The sequence below is a fragment of the Arenibacter sp. F20364 genome (assembly GCF_023015905.1).
Taxonomy (GTDB): Bacteria; Bacteroidota; Bacteroidia; order Flavobacteriales; family Flavobacteriaceae; genus Arenibacter.
Genome location: NZ_JALKBD010000010.1, coordinates 163005 through 181176 on the forward strand (window position 1 = coordinate 163005; position 18172 = coordinate 181176).

The window sequence follows — 18172 nt, forward strand, 5'->3', positions numbered from 1 at the left end:
GAACCTAGTTTAAAGACAGAATACTTTTTTCTTCCATTCCTTCGGGTTTGCTCAGATATACAACTTCATTCTCGTTTAAACCTTTTTTTATAACCACGACATCCAAATTGGACTCGCCCATTTCGATTTCCTTTTTATCAATGGATAAGCCGGACTTGGTGTACACAAAACTTATAGAATCTTGGGAAAATATAGCTTCCAATGGAACCATAAGGACTTCTTCTTCCTTATGGATCAGTATTCTATTGGAGGTGGTCATTCCTGGTCTAACGTTATCATTGTTCTCGTCAAAGTTTACAAGTACCTGAAATAGTTTGATATCGGAACCTCTTTTTTCTTCGCCCACATTGGCGACATTGGTGATAGTTCCTTTTAAGGTTATATCGGGGAACGCATCAAAACCGATGATAACAGGAAGGTCCTTTTTTATTTTTCTAATATCCACCTCATTGGCGTAGGTCTTGGATTCCATTTTGGTGAGGTCGGGCAGTGTGGCAATGGCCGGATCCCACATGCTTATGGACGATCCTACCTTTCTTTTGGAGCCATCCCAGTTTTTAGCATAAGTTACCATTCCATTGGCATCGGAATGTATGGTGAAGGATTTTTGTAGATTTCTGAGTTCTTCCAGCATTTTACTTATTTTGGAAACTTCAGTTCCCACCTCGACCATCTTGGCCACGGCCTTCTGTTCTTTAATTTTATAATCCTCGGTTTTTTCCTTTAGATCCCGTTCCAGACGCTCAATATTAATTTCCAACTTTTTTATAGTGGCAGGAGGTTCATAAATGGACTGTTTAAGTTCCAGCTTATTTTCTTGGATATCAAATAGTAAATCTTTTATGGCTGTCCGTTCCTGCTTCAAGGTCAGGGTAGTGTCCAATTGCTCCTGGGTGTATTTGGACTGTGCAGTTTCCAAGTTTAATTGGGCATCCAATATCTGTTCATTCACCTCTGAGGGATCCAAGCGGCCCACATAGTCGCCTTCCTTTACCAAAGAACCTTCAGGAATTAGATCTTGAATTTTCACATCCCGGAGTTTAAATTTGCGTATGTCATCTGGGCCATTTATTTTTTTTAAACTGGTGGATTGGGCCTCCCCAGAAATAATAACCTCATTTACAAATTCGCCTTTTACAACTTTGGTGGTAATGGCTACATCTTCATCCGAATTGTTCCCGAACAAGGTATAACCTACAAGAATAAGAACAATGGGTATACCAAATAGGAGTAGTTTTTTTTTAGTCATTTTTAGATGGTTTAGTTATGGGGGAGTAAATCAAATTTAAGCTAGTACCTCAATATTCAACAGAATATTTTGTTATTATTTTCTTAATTAATTGCAAAACCAATGTGTTCCGGTCGATTATTTAATTTATCATAAATTTTAATGTTAAATTATTGATAATATTATCAATAATCATACCGCTTATTAAACTTGGCTTTATTCTATTGTATAATACTATCCAATGATAAAATCTATCAATTGACCCGTATCTTAAGTGGAAGATGAATTCTGTAATTTAGTGGTACATTAAAAAGAAGATGTTATGCAATTAAACAGTATAGGTTTGGATATCTCCAAATCAAAGTCGTTAAGTAAGGATTTAAATCAATTATTGGCAAATTTCCAACGTTACTATCAGAATCTAAGGGGAATTCACTGGAACATTAAAGGGAAGAGGTTTTTTGATCTTCATGTTAAATTTGAGGAATTATATACCGATGCCAATTTAAAAGTAGATGAAATTGCGGAGCGTATCCTTACCTTGGGGGGTGTACCCTTACACACTTTTGAGGATTATATTGAAAATGCGAAGGTCCCGGTAGGAAAAAATATTACCAAGGATGAGGATGCAATTCGTTTGATCGTGGAATCTCTTACAGAATTGTTGGTTATAGAAAGGGCTATTTTGGATGCTTCTGATGAGGCCTCGGATGAGGGTACCAATTCTATGATGAGCGAGTTTATCACCGAACAGGAAAAAACCGTCTGGATGATGAAGGCTTGGTTGGCAGAAGAAATCTAATAAAAATTCCTTGGAGCTATTCGTATACTCATACCATTAGACTCAAGAGAAATTGTTAAAGTTATTACTCATCCCTAATTGTGAAAATGCTTTAGGTAATTAGTTTGCCAAGCACTCATAATTAGGGATGATTCTATTTGAAGTGTATCAATTCAAAAACTCCCTATCGAACAAAAAGGGGAAGTCAAGATTAGTGTTCACCGTTATCTTTACCGCAGTATCCCCGCCATCAATCTGCAAACGGGTAATATTTTGTTCTGGCCAAGGTTTATTTTTGAGCCAAAAATGCCCATCACCCTGTACCATTAGCACTGGTTTTCCAAAAGTTTTGGCAGCTCCACGCAAAAGATCCGTAAATGGCTTAAACTTATCAGGGCCTGCTTCCACTACGTTGGCATGGCCAAAAACTACCATGGCCTCTACCTTGTTCACTTGCTCTTCCAAGAGTTTTTTAATCCATTGGCCATTTTGAACCAATCTGTTCTGCCATTCCAAGGAGTCATGAACTTGGCTTCCTACGAGATTAACTCCTATGAACAAAACTTTGTTTTCTATCCAACTAAAATTTTCTGTCCGCTCGGGCTGATAAGTGACAGTGGGTTCGAAAACCCAATTTTCATTAAAATGAAGGAAGTACTTGTTCCAGTATTCCAATCCTTGTTGTGGGTCCGTGCAGTCGTTATATTCATTGTCTCCCAAAACGATAAAGGTGGGTGCCTCAAACGTCTTTAAGATGCCAGAAACATCTTCGTAGACCGTTTCGTCACATTCTGCGGCACCTGGTTTTATGTCGCCGACATGGATGACAAATTCAGAAGGATCAATGTCATTATGCCTGGATATGATATTGATCAGGCCATCCCGCTGTTCGTTGTTGTAAGGAACATCCCCAATAGCTGTAAAAGAGATTGACGGGATTTCTTCCGAAGGTTCATAATCCCCTTTGGAGTCCGAGCCGTTGTTCTCACGACAGGAAGTAAATAATACTAACGATATTATTAAAACCCAATTTTTTACCTTGGACATTAATGGTGTTAAGGATGTATGGGTATAAGGCATAATGAGGTTTAACCGTAATTATTTAAATATTAAATATACTTCAAATACGGTGTCAATTGCCCTATTTCTGCATTTTTAAATAGTAATCTGCCGAATGTTTTCCAGATCCATAGAACATAAAGAATATGCATACCAACAAGGTTATGAAGGCCAACATTAGGTTGGAGGTATTCATTTCACCTAGGAAATTTACCAAGACGGCTCCAATAAGAATTGGCAATTGTGCTACTACGGCCCAACGTGTAAGTAAACCGATGACCAGTAAAAATCCGCCTACAAAATGTGCAGGTGCTACATAATGCATAATCAACATACCTCCTGGAAGGTTTTGGAAGGGTTTAATAATTTCCACCATTTGTTGATGGTTGGACATAAAATCGACCCCTTTCATAAAAAGAAAAACACCCAATGCTACCCTTAATAGATCCAAGGGATAATAAGTGTGTGCATTGGCCCATTTGTTCAATGATTTAATAGTTGCCATAGCCGAAAATTTATATGTTATATACTCTAAGGTACTCATTTTTAATGAGATGTAAAAGTATAAACCAATTCTATTTGGACACTTTTAGGGTCAAAATCGCACTTTTAAATAGTTGCGGGGTTGCCAATAGCTTTAAAGAGCTTGCTTATACCTCGGGGGTATGGCAACAACTTGGGGCTGCAATATCCAATTTTGGTCTTTCCCAACTCTGTGTTTTGACTGCTATTAAGGATTGTTTCTTGGTTGTTATTTTGACGCACATAGGTATGTACTGCAGACAGTTCGAGAATATTTCATCCCATTCTTTAGACTAATACATTTTCAAAATCCGAATCGGAACAAAAAACGGCCGATATTCGGGATTCGTTTACAATTCTGACCATATCATCAATAGATACCCCTGGCTCAATATTAAAAATATTGACGTCCGCATTTTTCTCCCTTACAACATTTTCCAATAGTTTGCCCTGATGCGTTTTTATGGTAGTGTGCTTTGGAAATCGGACCATGGTCTTTAAATCTTCTATATCCTTTTCACCAAATACCAATTTGGGGTCATTGTTAAGAATATGCACGTCTATATTGCCTTTCCAATTTCGGCAAATTAAAAGTGATGTCAGGGAGGACAGGTTATTGTTTCTAACGCTAAAAGTCTCTTTCCAATCTGCAGGGATATCGGTCATCCATAAATTGATGCTTTTTTCAATGGCCAGACTTGCCGTGGCAAAGGGGATATAAATAACCATTCCAAAATTATTCTTCTTGGTGTCTGCTATTAGTTTGTTGTAATATGATAAATTGGACGTTGCGGGGTCTATACTCACAAAAATGATATTGGGTTTAAAGAATGCAGCATTTAGGGATTGCATACTTACATTTACGGTGGTGTTGAAATCTGTGTTATCTATTACCGAATAGGAAACGGACAGATCACTCTCCTTAAATTTCTTAACAGCATTTCTAAGGAAAATTTCCATGTTTCTTTGCTCGGTCTCATTTTCATTTCTGAGGGCCAAGATCTTTACGGAACCCTTGGGGTAAATAATGGAATGTATAAGTTTAAAAGAACTTCTAAGTTCCTTGGGCATAGTTACCGGAATCAACAAATCCGGGCGCCATGATCTTACTTCCCTTTCTTGCCGAAGGCTGTTTGTCTTCTTGGTAGCCCACTCTGCCAAGGCCGTAAACAGTCCACTTCTAGAGTCGCCCGCAGCCGATTTAATGTTCATTTTAACCAGATATAGATAGAATATCACTATGAAGATCAAGGAAAATAGGGCTACGATCACATTCAGTACAAACATAATGGCTATGGAACCAAAGGCGCCAATTGCGGGTATAATTATAGGAATTTTTAAGGTTGGCCTATAACTGGGCAATCCCAAGGTTTGTTCTACTAGGGCCACTATATTTACCATGGCATAGGTAATCATAAAGAACATGGTGAGCAAAGGGGCAATGGTATTTAAATTTCGAAGCGAAATACCAAATAGCACTAATCCTGCTGTGATTAACATGGCATTGACCGGCTCTCCCTTTTTGGATTTTTTGGCGAGTTCCTTGCTCTTGGGCAGTATGTTTTTTTCTCCCAAAGCCAATAGTATCCGTGGGGCACCAACAAATGACCCAAGGGCAGAGGAAAGTGTAGCGCCTAATAGGCCCGCAAGGACAATAGGCCCGAAAAGGGATTTGTCTATGAATATATTGTAATTTTTAGCCAATTCATCTGGGGTGGCAATCACCGCCGCCAGGAATATCAAGCTGATATAAATTATTGTGGTTAGGATTACAGATGAAATGGTTCCTAGTGGGATGCTCTTTCTAGGGTTGGTGAGGTCCCCGGACATGTTTGCCCCTGCCATAACCCCGGTAACCGCTGGGAAAAAAACTGCAAAAACAGTCCAAAAGGAGGAACCGCTAAAATTATTTTCGATAGATCCCGGGTATTCCCCTATCCATTGAATATTAAAATCCAACTCATTTACAAACAGGGCGCCGTAGATGGAGACCAGGGACAAAACGATGATTCCCAAAATGACAAATTGAATTTTAAAGGCAAAACTCGTGCTGATAAAAGCAATGGCCATGACCACGGCAAAAATTACCAAGTCCAAAAACAAGGGATTAATGTCAGGGGTCAATGTTTGTAAACCTTCCCTAAATCCGAAAATGTACATGGCAACGGCTATGGATTGGGCAAAATAAAAGGGAATACCTATGGCCCCTCCAATTTCCAGGCCCAAGGATTGTGAAATTAAACTAAAGGCCCCTCCACTGCCAATCCTGATATTGGTGGTAATGGAAGATAGGCTAAGTGCTGTGGTCAAGGTAATGGCGACCGACAATAAAACTATGCCCAAGGCACCCATGACGCCAGCATTGCCCACCACCCAAGGCTGCCTTATGTACATAATGACGCCCAAGATGGTTAAGGTGGTTGGTGTAAAGACCCCAGCAAAGGTCCCAAAGGTTTTCTTGGTCATACCTATATTCTATTAAAAGGGCTGAAATGAATTAGATTAAAGCATTTACCTACCTATAAGTTACTTATTTATTTTTGATTTGGCACAAATTCCGCGGTTTGAATTTAACATTTTGATGGGAGGTAGTTTTTGATGGGATTTTTCTCCATTGGCTTAAATGTACGGATTGCAAAGTCTAGACATTGATTTATCTTAAGGCGATAGGGTGTTCCTTAAAGTTTGGATACATCTATCTTAAAAAGTTCGGCAGCGTTCTTCCACAGGATGAGCTCTTTTTTTTCTTCAGGCAGATCCAATTGTTTCATAAAGTTGAGATAGGAATGCATATTGGAAATGGGCCAGTCCGTACCGTATAGAAGATATTGCGGATTGCCGGCATAGGTGATCATTTCTTCCAATTCATTTTTCATATACTTTTCAAATTTATAAGAAAAATCTCCCAATACTAGGCCGGAAATATCGCTATAAACATTATTGTTTTTATAAACTACCTCCATGCAGTCTTTGATCCAAGGGTTGCCCACATGGCAGATCACTATTTTCATATTCGGATTGTCCACAGCCACATCGTCTATGTGAATAGGATGGGAATATTTGATCCTCCCGGTAGGGGAATAGGTATCCCCCGAATGAAACATTACCGGGACGTCATATTCCACTGCCATGTCATAGACCACCTTTAATCTATTGTCATTGGGGTAGAAGGGTTCATAGCCTGGGTACAGTTTTAACCCCTTTATTAGGCCTTCATCCAGATATTCGCTAATTTCCCTAAGGTCCCTATGATTGTAGTTCAAAAAGCTGATACCTGCTACTACGCCCAAGTTATCCCTGCCACTAATAGCCTCCACCGCCTGTTGGGTGCTTGGTCTATGCTCATTTACTTTGTAGGAAGTTAGGACCAAGGAATAGTCCACTTTATTTTCCTGCATCTTATCTGTAAGTAGATTAAGGCAATCTTCCAAAGAGACAACTCGATCTTCGTGGTAGTTGTTAATATGGGTATGGACGTCTATTATCATAGCTGATGTATTGGTTTATTATTAAAAATATTTAAGCATTCTTACAAATCGTATTAAAGTTTATATGTTGAGTAAATTAATCAAGGGGCTATAACTTTTATTTCTCCATTTTTGAATTCAATGTAAAAGTGATTTCCTTTCTCCAATAAATTCAATTTAAAATCGGAAGAGTAGGCTTTGTCATTTGTAGGGTACCAATCTTTCCGGTCCATATTAATACATATAAACAGTCCGTTCTCATCGCCAACGGCACAGAAGTTTCCAAATGCACCGTCGTAAATTTCAATGCCCATTACTTGCTTTAAGCTGTCATAAACAGTTTTGACATCTTTTGTTGGGACTCCAATTTCAGATATTTCCAGGAATTGATCGGGTCCAAAATTTTGATCCGTTCGATTATTGAGATTTCTCCTTGAAATAAGTTCTACGATGTTTTTGTCCTTGTCATAGAAATATATGGCTTTGGCATTCCAAGCGGTAAAATTTATTATTTGGTCCTCACCGTCCTTTAGGATTTCAAGTTTGGACTTTAACCATGTTAATGCTTCATGCTCCTTATTGGCAGGGATGTTTATGGCAAAATGATAGGGTGTTGCATCAATCTTTTCTTCAAAGCGAAGTGTTGAATTTCCGATTTGGAAGGAAACACTTTTTTCGGATTGTGCCAGAGTCTTCAATTCCAATACCTCGGCATAAAACGCAGCTTGCTCCCTAAGTTTTGAAGTGTATAATGTTAATTCCTGGATCTTCATGACAAATTATGGAAGTAGCTGGTTATGGAATATTATAATTCACTGTTCTTGTATTCCTCGAAGATAATAAATCTTTAATATACCGGAGGCAGATCATGGGCGTTTGGGAGTAGGAGATGGCGGGCATCAATGGCAGCGTCTATAGCTGTATTCGCTTGCCAGTTTACTTCGTTCTTAATAGCTTGTCTAAGGACCCCTTAAAATTATGGTCAAAAATCAATTTCAATTGCCTCGCCTATTCTGTCACTTTGGGTCATGCCAATAGGATTAGAATATTTTGTGGATAACTCTTTGTGGTTTTATGTGATTACTGGTTATTATTTCAAAATCGATAACACCCAATACCAACTTTTCATCAGTTAAAACCTCCACTTTCCACAATCCGTCCACTACATTGTTTTTATAGGTATAACCGCGATAACCGCCATCCCTGCCACCTTTTATGTCGTAGCCAATATCTTCTATTATTTCCCACTCAAACGTCTTGTCGTTGTACCATTTCCAGCGATGAAATACCGATTTTTTAAAATCGGTCGGAGCAAATATGGAGGAGAAAACATAAACGTCATCATTAGTTTGTTGAATGAATTTTAACCTGTGCTTTCGCCAAAAGATATACCATTCATCCGTTTCGTAGGCAACCATATAATTGTTGTTCTCCACCCTAACACTGTGAGCTACTATCCCGTTGTTCAAGGCAAGGGGGACAGGTGGAATTAGCCTAAAAAAGTAGAATATATTGATCAATAGGTAGATGGACATTACGAGTCCTATTAGCTTCCCTAAATGTATCTCGGTCCTGCTTGTGGGACTTGACCTATATATAAGTGTAATGAGCGTTAATGTACAGCATAGACTAACTGCACCCGATATCACAAAAATATTGGGACTCATTTCCTTGATGAATACAGGAACCATAAAAGTGAAGAAGGTGAAACTGATAAAAAAATATACACTAAACTGTAAGTATTTATTGGATATTCTTTTTTTTAAAATTTCATTGGCAAACAGCAGACCGAGAAGGATGATCAGGAAGAATACTGTTTTGGACATGGACACACTGCGCGAGAAATACACGACATAGGCACTGGAAAGTCCACCAAAAAAAAATTGGATGGCCAATGGGTAATATTCTTCAAATCTTTCAAGTATGGTATTTTTCCATTTACCGTCATCAGCTAAATTATAGAGGTAAAGCACAATGGTTAAGGAAGTCATATGCAGACACAGTACCGTAAGATCATATAGTCTATCTATACGTCCCAGTGTTAGGGTGTCAAAAATAAATCCGCCGATGAAAAATAGGATGGGGGCATATTTTTCATGTTTTCTTATAAATCGCCGTAATCGGCTATTTCTAAACTGTACTAGGCGTCTTTTCATCTCATTGGTAAGGACCTAAAACTAGAGCAAAGGAAGCTATTGGGATGACCCTTATCAATACTTTTTTGCTCCAAGTACGTTATGGTGATCCAAAGATTAAATTCTATGGGATAATAGGGATGGCCTTATTGCCCCCCGTACAGTTTGTAAACTTCGGAACCGGCGCTTAAAAAAGCTCCTGTACCATAGACTTCGGTCTTATCGGCCCAAGCCTTTCCAGGGGCAGCACCAATAGGCTGAACATAACCTAGCATACCTTCAGGGGTAACATGGCCAACCAGGGCGTTCCATCCCTTTTGTACGGCTGGACCAAAAGTTGCTTTATCCAAGATGCCTTGGTTTATACCCCATGCCAAACCGTAAACATTAAATGAGGTGCCACTGGTCTCTGGGGTAGGGTAGAATTTTTGGCCCAATAGGCTCATGGCCCAATGGCCTTCCGGACTTTGAATTTTCAGCAGTTTGTCTGCCATTTTCTTATAGATATTAAGAAAGTATTTATACTCTTTACTCTGAGGATCCAATTCGTTCATAACATTAACGAGGCCTGCAAAAACCCATCCGTTGCCCCTTGCCCAGAATATTTTAGTGCCGTTGTCCAATTTGCCCATATAGCTTTCGTCCCTATAATAAAGATTTTCCTTCTTGTCGAATAAGAAATCGGTGGTAGCCTTAAATTCGGTCATCATAAAGTCAAGATACTTTTTTTCTCCCGTCAAGTTATAAAGTTTTGCCCAAACCGGGGGAGACATGAATAGGGCATCGCACCAGTTCCAACGGCTCTGGTGATAAGGCGATTTCCATTTCAGGGAAGTTTGAGCAGGATGATACATAATAAAATTGAACTGCTCTTTGGTGGGCTCTATCATTTTATCGTCCTGATACTTTCTATATAGATCAATATATAACTGACCTACGGTATGATCATCGGCATGGTATTTTCTGCGGTGTAATTGCCAATCATGTTTTTCACCAATATCTTTGAGCCACTCATAATATTTGTCATTTTCTGCCATGGCTGCCCATTTCACCATGCCTACATACAAGGCGCCGTTGGTCCAGTCCAATGGGTGGTGAGGCTTTTCATGTCCGCTGTACAGACCCTCGTAATTATCTATCTGCCAGTCGGCCACTTTTTCCATGACATTTATAACTTCGCTAGGTTTTATTTCCTGGGCTTGGGAAAGGGAGCTAATGGCAAATAGTAGAAACGCTTTAAAAATGGTTGATCTGATCATTGATTGGATAATTTTTTATAGTTGATTATTGGCGAGTTATAGCACTAAAGGATTTTGAAAACAAAACTTCCATTCACTTTGGATATTTTTTGGAAAACCATTTATACTGATAACATTCTTCAATAATAATAAATATTCGGTTAAAATCTTTTTAATTAAGTGAATATTATGGTGTTATTGTAATAAAGATGTAATTAGGGATTGGAATGTTTGGTCTTACCAATTTTGCTAAAAAATAGGGATGGATGCTGTTGTTCCTGTTACTTGGACCTATTTGATAGGGCCAATAAAACCGAGATGGCTTTTTCCGAGTCCTTGGTGTCCACAAAAATATGGTCGTGATAATAACCGGCTATAACATTACAGCTTATATTATTTTTGGCCAGTTCTGATGAAAACATAGCGGTGAGGCCTACTGACTCCAGTGAGGAATGGATCCTTAAGGTAATCCAAGAAGCTACATATTGGTAAGAGAGCTTTAATTCGTCCGCTTTGTTTTTTTCTACTATTACAGTGGTTCCTTCTTTTTCCTTGAATTCACAAATGGTATCTTTTCGGTCTATATCATCCAAGTTTTCCACAGTAGAAAAGACGTATTTCCCTTGGTTCAATTTAGGGGACATTTCATTTATTAGTTTGGATAGTTCTGTTTCACCCCTCATTTAATTCTGTTTTTTTATTGGCTCTGCAAAATTATTTAGCTTATACATTAAGTTTGTGGGCCATTTTTTGAGCGGTCAAAGCCAATTCAGTAGCTAGGAAACAATGGTCTTGTGACATTGCCGTTTCGGTACGGTGCACCACATCGTGGACAAGCTGTTGGCCATAGGGCATATAGATATTGGAACAATCAAAATATTTTGTTTCTTTTTGGTTTACCAAGAATAGGTGATTGCCCCCTTCACGACCGGCAATATCGATATACTTTCGCATTTCTATATACCCTTCCGTCCCCAGTATGAAGGTACGCCCATCTCCCCAAGTATCCAGTCCGTCTGGTGTAAACCAATCGATTCTAATGTAGCCGGTAGCATGGGAACTTCTTACGCTCATATCTCCAAAATCCTGATATTTGGGAACTTCTGAATTATTAAAATTTCCAATTTGGGAAAAATTGACATCTGCCTGTTTGGAGTTGGTGTAAAATAAAAATTGGTCACATTGGTGGGAGCCAATGTCACATAAAATGCCCCCGGCCTTATTGGGATCAAAAAACCAGTCGGGACGTGATTCTGGTCGCATTCGGTGCGGTCCAAGTCCGATGGTCTGGACCACTTTTCCAATGGCTCCTGCACTTACCAATTCCCCGGCTTTTACAGAGGCCGGATTGCCTAAACGTTCACTATAGACTATGGAATAAATTCGCTTCGTCTCCTTTTGTACATTTTTTACTTCTGTAAACTGTTCCAAGGTAAGAATGCCGGGCTTGTCCGTCATATAATCCTTTCCTGACTTCATAACCCGAACTCCTATCGGAGCCCTTTCTATTGGAATGGCTGCGCTGGCCACTAGTTGAATAGAATTGTCCTCAATAATTTCTTTCTCGCTTTTTGCGATTTTAACGTTTGGGTAGCGCTTGGTGAATTGCTGCAACAATTCCGGCTCTTTGGCAAAAACGGCTACCATAATGCCTCCACCGTTGATTAGAGAATCTACCATACCATAAATATGGCCATGGTTTAACCCTATTACAGAAAACCTAATGGATTCTTTGTTGCCCAAAGGTTTGTTGGGCGGTAAAATAATTTCTTCAGGTCTTGAAGTATTATGTAAGCTTTGGCCAAAAAGTTGGGATGGAATCATGGCAGTGGTGGCTATTCCGGCTATCGAAGCGAAGGATTGACTAATAAATTTGCGTCTATTGGATTCCATATGATTGATTTTTAACTTAAATTAATAGTAATATAATAAGAAAATTTTGCAAATTTTAAAGAAAGGTCAATCCGTTCCCATTTAGGGGTAGTTTGTAGTTCTATCAATAAGAAATTCAGCCCTGTTATTGGCGCTATGATATTTATCATTTAAAAGAACCCGAGTATTGGATACTTTTAGATTGCAGTAATTCAAAAATTGAATATTATGTCTAAAATTAACAAGAGTACAACTAAAAAAATTTACTGGATTTTAATAATCCTATCGATCGTAATAGGATTTGTTTTTTATGGTACTTTGAAGGACCAATTTGGTCTGCCCTTCCTTATTTTTTTCTCCGGTGTCCCTTTTTTATTATTCGTTACAGGAAGTTTTGGTTTGATGTGGCCAAAAATTAAACCGACAGGGGACGAAGTGTATATTAGTCATGCCTTGTTAATAGGGCTTCTTTTTATTGTTCTATTTTTTATTCATGTTTGGATTATTTTACCTCGTATCTGTCCAGATTTCGGAGCATGTTTAGGTGTTTAATTTCAAAATGAGACAACGATAGAAAACGATAAATAGATATATGAGGCTGATTATCCTTTTTAATTTGCTGTTAAGTTTGTTTTATGCCAAGAATGGAAAGTAGGGAAAACGAGTGCACGTTGCCTTTTAAGCTCTTACATAGTAGGATATGAGGTGCCACATTAGCAGTATGTAAAATTAAGTGATACAACTCAAATTGGAAGGATATATGATGGATTTGGGAAAAGTCATTATAATGGATTAAATTTTCCAGGGTATGAATATTAGTTTTTAAGGACTATCTACCATAATCGCCCTTTGCATAAGAGGTTACAATACTACTGTTGGGAGTTTTACAGTTATTTGGGAAGTCGAAGAAATAAATACAGTGGGGCAGGCCATTGTTAAAGTCGATTTTCACCCAGCCTTGACTACTACTGCCAAATCCGGTATAACTATAGTTGGCTTTTAAAGATTTAGGTCTTCCTTCGCTATCATTGGACAGTATGGAAACCGCTGAAATACTCCCGTGAGAATAACGATTAAACGACCAGGTTTGGGATTGGTTGGCCACGAGGTCATCTATCAACTTGTTGTAATCCTGTGCACCCGTAGGCCCTCCGAATTTTTTCATGGTGGCATATTTACTGCTGCCCTCCATACGGATAGAGGGTTTGTTCAAAGCAAATAATTTTAGATTCTCTTCAAATCGTTGAACACCGGGACTATTACAGGAATTTAGCTTAAAAATTTGGAGCATATCATTTTTTAGACCTTTGGACTTATGCATCAAATCAACAGAATTGCCCATAGCATTTGGGTCCAATATCATTTCCATTGTGGTCTGAAGGGCATCCGCCCTATGCATATTCTCAACTTCTATTTTGGCGTTATATAAGTCAGGACGAGCAAATAGGCCAGTGCCAACCCACTTATATTCCACACAGGTCCTACTAAGCACATCGCCATATATATTTTTGGAAACCTCTTCCACTGCGCATACCTGTTCCATAATCTCAACCTTGTTAGCCGGAAGGTAGCTAGGGCACTGCCTGCCAAAAGCTCTCAAATATTGTTCAAAAATCATGAGGAATTCCACATCCTCGCGCGTGGTATCAATATTTTCAAAATGTCCCCTGAAAATATAATCGTAGAACTCCGCGTTGTACAAACCATCGGTATTAAATACCAAAGTTTGTGTGGACTTGCCCCGCTTTTCCGAATGTTCTGGTATTAATTGGTTAAAGGAAGTTGTAAAAATAAAGATAGCGCCTAGGAACAAAATCCTAATACAGTAATTGCTTTTCCACATTTTAAATTTAGGTTGCTTAGATTTAAAATCTCGGTTAATAGATTGGTTACCTGATAAATATACAAATAATAATAAGTTTGGAAAACGCTTCATGCTATTGGTATCATGCGTACTATCCTATAGCATTCAATTAGTATTCCCCGAATTAAACCTTAGGTTTCCAGGATCCATTATTATTAAAAACTACCGCCTAGGGGTATTCTCCTGAATTTGGGATGAGGTACTTAAATAAAATGTACTCCCCCTCATTGGAAAGGCCTTCGGATACTGGTTTCCATCCTTGTTTTAAATAGAAATTTAGGGCCGATCTGTTTTTTATGAGACACTTTAGCGTAAGATCGGAATTAGCTCTGTTAATTACGCTGTTCAATAACCGTGATCCAATGCCTTTATTTTGAAAATGATTGGAGATGTACAAATGATGAATAAAGTTATCCTTGGACCAAACCGAAACAAATCCCACAATTTTATAGTCCACTTTAGCAACCAAAATGAATTCGCCTTCAGTGTCCTGATCAAAGGATGAGGGTATAAGGGATTCCGGATCCAACCAACTAAAGTTGGTCTGACGAACCTCTAAATAAATTTGAGCAAGCCTCTCCCGATGATTTTCATTAAAACCTGTTATTTCGATTTCCAAATACGTCACTTGTTTTTGATATACTTCTGACGGCTGTTGGGCATTGGATCTTGATCCTAATAAATATTACTAATAAGATCCTTCAAAAGCTTAATGAGATTCTGTAACCAAAGGTTTTTCATTTTTTAATATGCCCATTACCAAAAGCATACATACAGCGCTCAATAGCGCTATTAATGTAATGATATACCAGGTAGCATTAAACCCCAATTTGTCCACTAAATTCATTCCAATACTGTGGCCAAAAATATGTGCTACAGAAAAGGATATGGAATAATATGCCATATACTGCCCTTGGTTTCCCTTTATAGACCTGTTCAAGGCCAAGGAATTTGAAAAAGGAAATACGATCATTTCCCCTACGGTCATTAAAATCATTCCAATCACCAACATACCTATCCATCCCATCAGATTAATCGCAATAAAGCTCATTGCGGTTAGAAGCACGCCTATCAAAACAAGTTTGGACATACTATTTTTACTGCTTTCAAGCCATTTTATCAAAGGCATTTCAAAAATAAAAATGAGGAATCCGTTTAAACCTAGTAGCAGGCCGATTTCTGCTTCCGTTAATTGATGAATATCTCTATAGAATAGGGGAAGGGTAGATAATAATTGAAAAAAAGCCAACCCAAAAAGTGCCATCCCAACCAGGAGAATCAAATATGCCCTGTCTGCATAGGCGGGAGTCGGATTTGCAACTTTTTGTTGATCAATTGTTTTTGCTTTTCTAGGGTTTAGAATATTCAACAATAATATACCGGCAATACAACAAGTAATACCGTCTGCCCAAAATAGCCCACCATAACTTAAGGCTAATATAATTAGGCCTCCCAATGCCGGTCCTGCGGAAAAACCTAAATTAATGGCCAATCTGATCAAGGTGATGGAGCGGGTCCTATTTTCCGGTTTGCTATAGGCGCTTATTGCTACAAACATGGCCGGACGAAACATATCGGCCAGCACCATTAATACAAATACGCCCATGCAAAACCCAACGAAGGTGGTAATATACTGTAGGATGATAAAAAACATTCCTGAGGCCAATAGGCTTAATACCATTACCTTATAATAACCTATCTTATCGGTAAGTTTTCCTCCTACCCAAGAACCGACTACAGATCCCAATCCGAAAAATGCCATTATCCATCCGACATCGGAAAGTGTAAAGCCCAAACTTTTGGTGAGATACAGTGACAAAAAGGGGACTACCATGGTACCGGCCCTATTGATAAGCGTAATCAATGCCAACCACCAAACTTCTTTGGATAAGCCACCAAAAGTGTTAATATAATTGAAGAGTAGTTTTCTCATTTTAATCATTTATTATCTATTCCTTACAGATATACCCTTTTAGACCGCAATGATTGATGGCAAAGTTGAAAAAGAAATCTGTCTAAAACTTGGCTGCAATAAGGGTCTATTTTGAATTGGTAATAAATTGGGTTTTTTTGTTACAAATTATTTTCCAAAAAAGGGGATAGGCTACAAATCATCCGCTTTGGCGTTTTTTACGATCATCTTGTTCCAATTTATACCTTCAAGATAGATTTATTGCAATAGGTTGCTTTTTCAAAATCCCGAATGTTTATAGAAATAATGGGAACTTCGGGAAACATTGGTTTCAATGCTTCAATTATATTTTTTGATAAGTTACTTTTTTGGGCTGTGCTCCGTCCCTCCATTATATTGGCAAAAATGTGAATGAAGTCGTCCGAGGTATTTCCTATGGTATAGAATTTATAGGGGTTTATTCTAACCTTAATATCCCCTTTGTCAAAAAGTTCTGTAGACTCGGCGGTATCATATACCTTTTGAATAATTTCTTTCGGAGTTTTGAAATTAATAATGTTTTCTGAGCAATCTATTACAAAGTGTGGCATATGTCTATTTTATTTTGTTTCTGTAGCAAAGATGCTCGCAAAAAGTAAAAATGTATTGTTTTATAAGGAGTACTATTTGTTCCAAAAGAATTATCATTTCTTCTAAGCGGTTCAAGTGAGTACTCCTATTTTTTTAACCAATACCTAGGCAGTCTTAAACAATTCCTCCTTGGTCTTTCTTATTTTTTTTCTCTGCTGTGTTTTATCGGCGGCAGATCTATAGCCCACTGGTGCAATAACCGCTGCATTGAGTCCCAGTTCATCCAATCCCAATATTTGATTGTAGGCCTGGTTGTCAAATCCTTCCATGGGGCAGGCATCAATCTTCAATTCCGCACAGGCCAACAGTAGATTGTTCATGGCCAGATAAGTTTGCTTTTCGGACCAGCTTTTTCGTTCCGCCGCCGGCATTTTGTCAATGCTTGTTTTTATAAATTCCCCGTACTGTTTTACATCATCGGAAGCTGTGCCCTGTGTGCTAATAATCCGTTGTATGTAATCGTCTACATGCCGATCGTAATCGAGGGTATAATTACAAAAAACGAATAGTTGTGATGCGTCCGTGATTTGCTTTTGGTCCCAAGAGGCTTTTCGGAGTGCTGCCCTAATTTCATCATTTTCAATGATCAATACTTTATAGAGCTGTAGGCCGTAGGAAGAAACGGATAGCCTTATGGCTTCTTTAAGAAATTCTAGGTCTTGATTACTAACCTTTTTATTCGGGTCAAAAACTTTTGTGGCATATCGCCAATTGAGATTGTCTATTAGGTTCATTTTATCTGTTTTAATGTTTTACAAAATTTTTAAGTAGGAAATCTTCTTGAAATCCTGTTTTTAGGTAAAGGTCCTTTGCCATTGATGAGGCCTGAAGGGTGGCGTGGCTAGCCCCGTGTTGCTTGGCCAAATACAAGGTATGATTTAGTAGGTCTGCAGCATATCCCTTTCGCCTGTGGTCTGGTACCACACCTATGGAATGAATACCGGCAATTTTGGGGGTATCCCTATATAAAACGGCAGTTCCAATAGCCTGGGACCCATGGGTCCCTATGAGATAGTTTACCCGGTCCATAGTAAGTACAACTGTACTCGGTTTTATCCAATATCCAAAAGCTTGCAGAAAGAGGCTGGACCAAAGTGCAGCAGAGCTGGCGTCGGTTACCTTATGGAAATCAAGCCTTGGCGATTGATCATGGATGTCATTGAGACGTATTGACATACCGGTCAATTCATTTTTTAATGTAAAGCCATTGAGCTCTAAAATTTCTTCCGGGACATCGGGCTGCCAGAGTGGAATTGTAATGCCATCACAATTATATTCCGTAAGGGCTACCTTTAGTAGCTTTTCTGTCGGAGACCTATGAAACCATAGTTTGTTTGGCCATTGTGATTCCGCCACTGAACTGATGGCGTAGTCTTCATTGTTGTAATATTGGCCGTCGGCCTGTCCTGCAAGGCGCCAAAGGCTAGTTAGGTTGCTGATGTTTTCTCTGTTCAAATCCATATC

The 18172-nt window shown here is 38.7% G+C and carries 18 protein-coding genes; 2 read left to right on the top strand and 16 right to left on the bottom strand.

Annotated elements, in window-relative coordinates:
- Positions 1-4: 4 nt before the first annotated feature.
- Positions 5-1249 (bottom strand): RND transporter, encoded by a 1245-nt coding sequence (locus tag MWU84_RS10585; RefSeq protein WP_246901449.1) that lies wholly within the window; start codon positions 1247-1249, stop codon positions 5-7.
- A 301-nt stretch (positions 1250-1550) separates the two neighbouring features.
- Here MWU84_RS10585 and MWU84_RS10590 point away from each other — a divergent pair, with 301 nt between their 5' ends.
- Positions 1551-2030 carry a Dps family protein gene (locus MWU84_RS10590; RefSeq protein ID WP_246901450.1) on the top strand — a complete coding sequence of 160 codons (480 nt, stop codon included), beginning with the start codon at positions 1551-1553 and terminating at the stop codon, positions 2028-2030.
- Positions 2031-2177: 147 nt separating this feature from the next.
- Here MWU84_RS10590 and MWU84_RS10595 read toward each other — a convergent pair whose 3' ends face one another.
- The 9 genes from MWU84_RS10595 to MWU84_RS10635 form a co-directional block, all read right to left on the bottom strand.
- A complete protein-coding gene (locus tag MWU84_RS10595; RefSeq protein ID WP_246901451.1) occupies positions 2178-3056 on the bottom strand; it encodes a metallophosphoesterase in 879 nt (292 codons plus the stop codon).
- A gap of 94 nt (positions 3057-3150) precedes the next feature.
- Entirely contained in the window at positions 3151-3573 is a 423-nt protein-coding gene (locus tag MWU84_RS10600; RefSeq protein ID WP_246901453.1) for a DoxX family protein, read from the bottom strand.
- 305 nt (positions 3574-3878) lie between these two features.
- Entirely contained in the window at positions 3879-6056 is a 2178-nt protein-coding gene (locus MWU84_RS10605; protein WP_246901454.1) for an amino acid permease, read from the bottom strand.
- A gap of 212 nt (positions 6057-6268) precedes the next feature.
- Positions 6269-7078 carry an amidohydrolase family protein gene (locus tag MWU84_RS10610; RefSeq protein ID WP_246901455.1) on the bottom strand — a complete coding sequence of 270 codons (810 nt, stop codon included), beginning with the start codon at positions 7076-7078 and terminating at the stop codon, positions 6269-6271.
- Between the two features lie 80 nt (positions 7079-7158).
- Positions 7159-7830, bottom strand: coding sequence for a VOC family protein (locus MWU84_RS10615; RefSeq protein ID WP_246901456.1), 672 nt, complete (start codon positions 7828-7830; stop codon positions 7159-7161).
- 267 nt (positions 7831-8097) lie between these two features.
- Positions 8098-9213: a DUF2914 domain-containing protein gene (locus MWU84_RS10620; protein WP_246901457.1), complete on the bottom strand. Its 1116-nt coding sequence runs from the start codon at positions 9211-9213 to the stop codon at positions 8098-8100.
- A gap of 125 nt (positions 9214-9338) precedes the next feature.
- Positions 9339-10451, bottom strand: coding sequence for a glycoside hydrolase family 88 protein (locus MWU84_RS10625; protein ID WP_246901458.1), 1113 nt, complete (start codon positions 10449-10451; stop codon positions 9339-9341).
- Between the two features lie 260 nt (positions 10452-10711).
- On the bottom strand, positions 10712-11113 hold the full coding sequence (locus MWU84_RS10630) for an ACT domain-containing protein (RefSeq protein WP_246901459.1): 402 nt from the start codon (positions 11111-11113) through the stop codon (positions 10712-10714).
- 40 nt (positions 11114-11153) lie between these two features.
- Positions 11154-12323 (bottom strand): Gfo/Idh/MocA family oxidoreductase, encoded by a 1170-nt coding sequence (locus tag MWU84_RS10635; RefSeq protein WP_246901460.1) that lies wholly within the window; start codon positions 12321-12323, stop codon positions 11154-11156.
- 207 nt (positions 12324-12530) lie between these two features.
- Here MWU84_RS10635 and MWU84_RS10640 point away from each other — a divergent pair, with 207 nt between their 5' ends.
- Positions 12531-12854 carry a hypothetical protein gene (locus MWU84_RS10640; protein WP_246901461.1) on the top strand — a complete coding sequence of 108 codons (324 nt, stop codon included), beginning with the start codon at positions 12531-12533 and terminating at the stop codon, positions 12852-12854.
- 277 nt (positions 12855-13131) lie between these two features.
- Here MWU84_RS10640 and MWU84_RS10645 read toward each other — a convergent pair whose 3' ends face one another.
- From MWU84_RS10645 to MWU84_RS10670, 6 genes are all read right to left on the bottom strand, one after another.
- The gene (locus MWU84_RS10645) at positions 13132-14145 is read right to left on the bottom strand and encodes a hypothetical protein (protein ID WP_246901462.1); all 1014 of its coding nucleotides are present in this window, start codon (positions 14143-14145) and stop codon (positions 13132-13134) included.
- 190 nt (positions 14146-14335) lie between these two features.
- On the bottom strand, positions 14336-14794 hold the full coding sequence (locus MWU84_RS10650) for a GNAT family N-acetyltransferase (RefSeq protein ID WP_246901463.1): 459 nt from the start codon (positions 14792-14794) through the stop codon (positions 14336-14338).
- Positions 14795-14875: 81 nt separating this feature from the next.
- Positions 14876-16099, bottom strand: a complete 1224-nt coding sequence (locus tag MWU84_RS10655) for an MFS transporter (protein ID WP_246901464.1) — start codon at positions 16097-16099, stop codon at positions 14876-14878.
- 218 nt (positions 16100-16317) lie between these two features.
- Entirely contained in the window at positions 16318-16668 is a 351-nt protein-coding gene (locus MWU84_RS10660) for a 5-carboxymethyl-2-hydroxymuconate Delta-isomerase (protein ID WP_246901465.1), read from the bottom strand.
- Between the two features lie 144 nt (positions 16669-16812).
- A complete protein-coding gene (locus MWU84_RS10665) occupies positions 16813-17442 on the bottom strand; it encodes an NAD(P)H-dependent oxidoreductase (protein ID WP_246901466.1) in 630 nt (209 codons plus the stop codon).
- A 10-nt stretch (positions 17443-17452) separates the two neighbouring features.
- The gene (locus MWU84_RS10670) at positions 17453-18169 is read right to left on the bottom strand and encodes a GNAT family N-acetyltransferase (RefSeq protein ID WP_246901467.1); all 717 of its coding nucleotides are present in this window, start codon (positions 18167-18169) and stop codon (positions 17453-17455) included.
- Positions 18170-18172: the final 3 nt, after the last annotated feature.

Bases quoted from the DNA above. Each gene is read 5' to 3' on its own strand.
- MWU84_RS10585 (WP_246901449.1), bottom strand. From the start codon at position 1,249: ATGACTAAAAAAAAACTACTCCTATTTGGTATACCCATTGTTCTTATT.
- MWU84_RS10590 (WP_246901450.1), top strand. From the start codon at position 1,551: ATGCAATTAAACAGTATAGGTTTGGATATCTCCAAATCAAAGTCGTTA.
- MWU84_RS10595 (WP_246901451.1), bottom strand. From the start codon at position 3,056: ATGTCCAAGGTAAAAAATTGGGTTTTAATAATATCGTTAGTATTATTT.
- MWU84_RS10600 (WP_246901453.1), bottom strand. From the start codon at position 3,573: ATGGCAACTATTAAATCATTGAACAAATGGGCCAATGCACACACTTAT.
- MWU84_RS10605 (WP_246901454.1), bottom strand. From the start codon at position 6,056: ATGACCAAGAAAACCTTTGGGACCTTTGCTGGGGTCTTTACACCAACC.
- MWU84_RS10610 (WP_246901455.1), bottom strand. From the start codon at position 7,078: ATGATAATAGACGTCCATACCCATATTAACAACTACCACGAAGATCGA.
- MWU84_RS10615 (WP_246901456.1), bottom strand. From the start codon at position 7,830: ATGAAGATCCAGGAATTAACATTATACACTTCAAAACTTAGGGAGCAA.
- MWU84_RS10620 (WP_246901457.1), bottom strand. From the start codon at position 9,213: ATGAAAAGACGCCTAGTACAGTTTAGAAATAGCCGATTACGGCGATTT.
- MWU84_RS10625 (WP_246901458.1), bottom strand. From the start codon at position 10,451: ATGATCAGATCAACCATTTTTAAAGCGTTTCTACTATTTGCCATTAGC.
- MWU84_RS10630 (WP_246901459.1), bottom strand. From the start codon at position 11,113: ATGAGGGGTGAAACAGAACTATCCAAACTAATAAATGAAATGTCCCCT.
- MWU84_RS10635 (WP_246901460.1), bottom strand. From the start codon at position 12,323: ATGGAATCCAATAGACGCAAATTTATTAGTCAATCCTTCGCTTCGATA.
- MWU84_RS10640 (WP_246901461.1), top strand. From the start codon at position 12,531: ATGTCTAAAATTAACAAGAGTACAACTAAAAAAATTTACTGGATTTTA.
- MWU84_RS10645 (WP_246901462.1), bottom strand. From the start codon at position 14,145: ATGTGGAAAAGCAATTACTGTATTAGGATTTTGTTCCTAGGCGCTATC.
- MWU84_RS10655 (WP_246901464.1), bottom strand. From the start codon at position 16,099: ATGAGAAAACTACTCTTCAATTATATTAACACTTTTGGTGGCTTATCC.
- MWU84_RS10660 (WP_246901465.1), bottom strand. From the start codon at position 16,668: ATGCCACACTTTGTAATAGATTGCTCAGAAAACATTATTAATTTCAAA.
- MWU84_RS10665 (WP_246901466.1), bottom strand. From the start codon at position 17,442: ATGAACCTAATAGACAATCTCAATTGGCGATATGCCACAAAAGTTTTT.
- MWU84_RS10670 (WP_246901467.1), bottom strand. From the start codon at position 18,169: ATGGATTTGAACAGAGAAAACATCAGCAACCTAACTAGCCTTTGGCGC.